The organism is Mycobacterium sp. TH-M82 (genome assembly GCF_057473605.1).
Genome location: NZ_JBYCKY010000678.1, coordinates 1 through 1,120, shown reverse-complemented (window position 1 = coordinate 1,120; position 1,120 = coordinate 1). Strand labels below are relative to the sequence as shown.

General features: G+C 65.2%; 3 protein-coding genes. 2 read left to right on the top strand and 1 reads right to left on the bottom strand.

Going from position 1 to position 1,120, the window contains the following annotated elements; genetic code table 11:
- Both AC2VON_RS19900 and AC2VON_RS19895 read left to right on the top strand, forming a co-directional pair.
- A partial coding sequence (locus tag AC2VON_RS19900) for a hypothetical protein (RefSeq protein ID WP_486954486.1) occupies positions 1 to 244 on the top strand: 244 nt, incomplete at its 5' end.
- Positions 241 to 588: a type II toxin-antitoxin system PemK/MazF family toxin gene (locus tag AC2VON_RS19895; RefSeq protein WP_486954485.1), complete on the top strand. Its 348-nt coding sequence runs from the start codon at positions 241 to 243 to the stop codon at positions 586 to 588. The genes AC2VON_RS19900 and AC2VON_RS19895, both read left to right, overlap by 4 nt.
- Before the next feature lie 110 nt (positions 589 to 698).
- Here AC2VON_RS19895 and AC2VON_RS19890 read toward each other — a convergent pair.
- Positions 699 to 1,120, bottom strand: a 422-nt coding sequence (locus AC2VON_RS19890; protein ID WP_486954484.1) for a cutinase family protein, incomplete at its 5' end; no start/stop codon positions are given.

Below are 1,120 nucleotides of genomic sequence, written 5' to 3'. Positions count from 1 at the left end.
TATGCCCGACGTAACGACCATCAAGGTGCCCAAGACGCTACGGGACCGGATCGCGGCTTATGCAGCCGACGAGGGACTCACTGCTCATGCGTTTCTGCAGTCGCTGATCGAATCCCACGAACGCAACAAACGTCTAGCGGCCGTCGCCGCCGCCTACCGCGACGCTTCTGAGGAAGACCTAGACAGCTGGCGCGAAGAAACCGAGGACTGGGCCGCCGTAGACGCCGACGGCCTCGACCGGTGAGCGACCTCAGTCCGGGAAACGTGGTCTGGGTACAGCTCGACCCGACCGTGGGCAGAGAACAACACGGGACGCGGCCCGCGGTCGTCGTGGCCTCCCGCGGCTATCTCGCAGCCGTACCCGAACTGGTCATCGTCGTGCCGGCCACCACGCGAGATCGCAATTGGGCCCACCACGTCCGGCTCGCCGGCGCGAACCTACGACTGCCGAAACCGACATGGGCGATGACCGAACAGCCCCGCACGATCAGCCATAAGCGAATCAATGGCCGTGCCGGCAGCGTCGAGCCAGGATGTATGCGCCAGGTTGAGCGCTGGCTCGACGACTTCCTGCACCACACGCAGTAACCAACCACTGGGCACCAACGGCGCGACGCCGCCAACCCACCGCACCATGATCGGCGCACCGTTGAGCTATGACCACCCGAGTCATCGTGTTTGCAAAGGGCAGTACCGACTCAGAGGCGACTCGCGGCGAAATCCGCCGCTTGACCGACCATGCCGTTGACCGTATACATTGCGTGCGCGACGTTCGGCGGCCCGGCGGGAGCACCATTGCAGATGGTGTCGTCGGGAGCGCACAACTCGATGGTCTTGGGCGCATACAGCGGCCCGATCGTGACCGGCGGCGCACCGGCCTGGCGCAGGAACTCGTTGGACGGCGCCCCGAACAGCGCTACCGCAGCGACGTGGCTAGCCACCTCTGAGGGCATCGGCTGCGGTATGAACGGTACGAACTCGGCAGGCACTTCCGGCGGAACAGAAGGCGAGGTCACGAAACCTGTCACGGCTGCGCCCTGAGAGAAGCCGCCGAGCACCATTCTGGTGTTCGGGCAGTTCGCCGCCGTCGACTCGACGTGGGTGGCCTCGTCTTTGATCC